The following is a 3,375-nucleotide window of genomic DNA, read 5'->3' as shown; positions in this document are numbered from 1 at the left end:
AGATGTTTTATTTCTGTGCCTTTTGCAGACCTGGCAGCGACCTACTCTCCCGTGTCTTAAGACAAAGTACCATCGGCGCTGGAGCGTTTCACGGCCGAGTTCGGAATGGGATCGGGTGCAGCCGCTCCGCCATAACCACCAGGTCAGCAAAGGGCACAGAAACAAATAAGAAGCTGGGATTTTCGTGCATAAGATCTTAGCGCCTCGGTCACGAACACGCAGTGTTCGCAAGTGCGACCGCACGTCGGCCACTTTTGGCCGCCCTCGCGGAGGATCAGCAGCTTTAGCTGCGTACGATCCGTGAGCGCTAGTCTAATTCTATCATCGACGACCCTTGGTCGTCGCTGATGGATATTGATAATGAGAACAATCAAGTCGATCGAGCTATTAGTACCGGTCAGCTGCATGCATTACTGCACTTCCACATCCGGCCTATCAACGTGGTGGTCTTCCACGGCTCTGATAGGGAATACTCGTTTTAAGGTTAGTTTCCCGCTTAGATGCCTTCAGCGGTTATCTAGTCCGTATATAGCTACTCTGCTATGCCGTTGGCACGACAACAGATCCACCAGAGATACGTCCATCCCGGTCCTCTCGTACTAGGGACAGATCCTTTCAATATTCCTACACCCACGGCAGATAGGGACCGAACTGTCTCACGACGTTCTGAACCCAACTCACGTACCGCTTTAAATGGCGAACAGCCATACCCTTGGGACCTGCTCCAGCCCCAGGATGCGATGAGTCGACATCGAGGTGCCAAACAACCCCGTCGATATGGACTCTTGGGGGTCATCAGCCTGTTATCCCCGGCGTACCTTTTATCCGTTGAGCGATGGCCCTTCCACACGGGACCACCGGATCACTATGACCGACTTTCGTCTCTGCTCGACTTGTCTGTCTTGCAGTCAGGCGGGCTTATGCCATTGCACTCGACGAACGATTTCCGACCGTTCTGAGCCCACCATCGCGCGCCTCCGTTACTCTTTAGGAGGCGACCGCCCCAGTCAAACTACCCACCATACACGGTCCTGGACCCGGATATACGGGTCGCAGTTAGACATCTATGACGATAAGGGTGGTATTTCAAGGATGACTCCACGAAGGCTGGCGCCTCCGCTTCAAAGTCTACCACCTATCCTACACATGTCGCCACAAATGCCAGTGTAAAGCTATAGTAAAGGTGCACGGGGTCTTTCCGTCTAACCGCAGGAACCCCGCATCTTCACGGGGAATTCAATTTCACTGAGTCTGCGTTGGAGACAGCGGGGAAGTCGTTACGCCATTCGTGCAGGTCGGAACTTACCCGACAAGGAATTTCGCTACCTTAGGACCGTTATAGTTACGGCCGCCGTTTACTGGGGCTTCAATTCAAGGCTTGCACCTCTCCTCTTAACCTTCCAGCACCGGGCAGGCGTCAGACCCTATACGTCGTCTTGCGACTTCGCAGAGCCCTGTGTTTTTGGTAAACAGTCGCTACCCCCTGGTCTGTGCCACCCTCATCTGCTTGCGCAAACAAGGGTCACGCTTCTTCCGAAGTTACGCGTGCAATTTGCCGAGTTCCTTCAACGCAGTTCTCTCAAGCGCCTTGGTATACTCTACCAGTCCACCAGTGTCGGTTTAGGGTACGGTCTATATGTGGGAGCTATTTCCTGGAACCGCTTCGCTGCAAGATCAATCCAATAAGACCTTACAACACACGCGATCCGTCACTACCCACAGGCCCACGAATATTAACGTGGTTCCCATCGACTACGCCTTTCGGCCTCGCCTTAGGGGCCGGCTAACCCTGCTCAGATTAACTTTAAGCAGGAACCCTTGGACTTTCGGCGAGAGTGTCTCTCACACTCTTTATCGTTACTCATGTCAGCATTCTCACTTCTGATACCTCCAGGATCTCTCACGAGTATCCCTTCACAGGCTTACAGAACGCTCCGCTACCACGCACATACGTGCATCCACAGCTTCGGTGTATGGCTTTAGCCCCGGTACATTTTCGGCGCAAAGACCCTTATCTAGACCAGTGAGCTGTTACGCTTTCTTTAAATGATGGCTGCTTCTAAGCCAACATCCTGGTTGTTTTGGGATCCTCACATCCTTTCCCACTTAGCCATAACTTAGGGACCTTAGATGGTGGTCAGGGTTGTTGCCCTCTTCACGACGGACGTTAGCACCCGCCGTGTGTCTGCTGGGTAGTACTCTCAGGTATTCGGAGTTTGATTGAGATCAGTAAGACGGTGAGTCCCCATTACCCATTCAGTGCTCTACCCCCTGAGGTATTCGCCCAACGCTCTACCTAAATAGATTTCGCGGAGAACCAGCTATCTCCGAGTTTGATTGGCCTTTCACCCCTAGCCACAAGTCATCCCAATCTATTGCAACAGATATGGGTTCGGTCCTCCAGTTGGTGTTACCCAACCTTCAACCTGCTCATGGCTAGATCACTCGGTTTCGGGTCTAATCCGACGAACTGAACGCCCTGTTCAGACTCGCTTTCGCTACGCCTACACCTACCGGCTTAAGCTTGCTCGTCAGACTAAGTCGCTGACCCATTATACAAAAGGTACGCTGTCACCCAGAACTAATCTTGGGCTCCAACTGTTTGTAGGCAACCGGTTTCAGGTTCTCTTTCACTCCCCTTGTCGGGGTGCTTTTCACCTTTCCCTCACGGTACTTGTTCGCTATCGGTCATGCACGAGTACTTAGGCTTGGAGAGTGGTCTCCCCATGTTCAGACAGGATTTCACGTGTCCCGCCCTACTCAAGGACTACAAAGAGCATTACGCATACGGGGCTATCACCCACTACGGCAAACCTTTCCAGGTTCTTCTGCTTGTCTCTTTATAGCCACTGGCCTGGTCCGCGTTCGCTCGCCACTACTTGCGGAGTCTCGGTTGATGTCCTTTCCTGCAGGTACTTAGATGTTTCAGTTCCCTGCGTTCGCCTCTTACACCCTATTTTATTCAGATGCAGATACCTTATTAACAATACCTAGAAATCTAAACAGATCCGAAGATCTGCTTAAACTTTCTAGGTATTTAAGGTGGGTTGCCCCATTCGGAAATCGTCGGATCAAAGGGTATTCGCACCTCCCCGACGCTTATCGCAGCGTATCACGTCCTTCATCGCCTGTGCATGCCAAGGCATCCACCAATTGCCCTTAATTCACTTGATTATTCTCATTGCCAATATCCATCAAGATTTTATGCTCACATCAGTGTCTAACGATAAACACTGGCAAGCGTAGCACACCGAAGATAGTGCGCCCGGATATTAGCAGAAAAGACCAGCTTCTTGAGACATGTTCAATGGTTGCGGTTAGGCAATCCCAATCATAATGCCAAGCTTTGAGCAAACTTGGCGACGTTAGCTAGTA

General features: G+C 51.5%; 2 rRNA genes. Both read right to left on the bottom strand.

The features are described 5' to 3' along the window. Positions 1-28: 28 nt before the first annotated feature. Positions 29-143, bottom strand: a 5S ribosomal RNA gene (gene rrf / locus F7P81_RS16985). 223 nt (positions 144-366) lie between these two features. Then, positions 367-3,174 (bottom strand): 23S ribosomal RNA (locus F7P81_RS16980). Positions 3,175-3,375 lie beyond the last annotated feature (201 nt).

It is taken from the genome of Pseudochrobactrum saccharolyticum (genome assembly GCF_008801715.1).
Taxonomy (GTDB): Bacteria; Pseudomonadota; Alphaproteobacteria; order Rhizobiales; family Rhizobiaceae; genus Pseudochrobactrum; species Pseudochrobactrum saccharolyticum.
The sequence above is the reverse complement of the archived record's forward strand: the minus strand, read 5'-3'. Positions and strand labels throughout refer to the sequence as shown.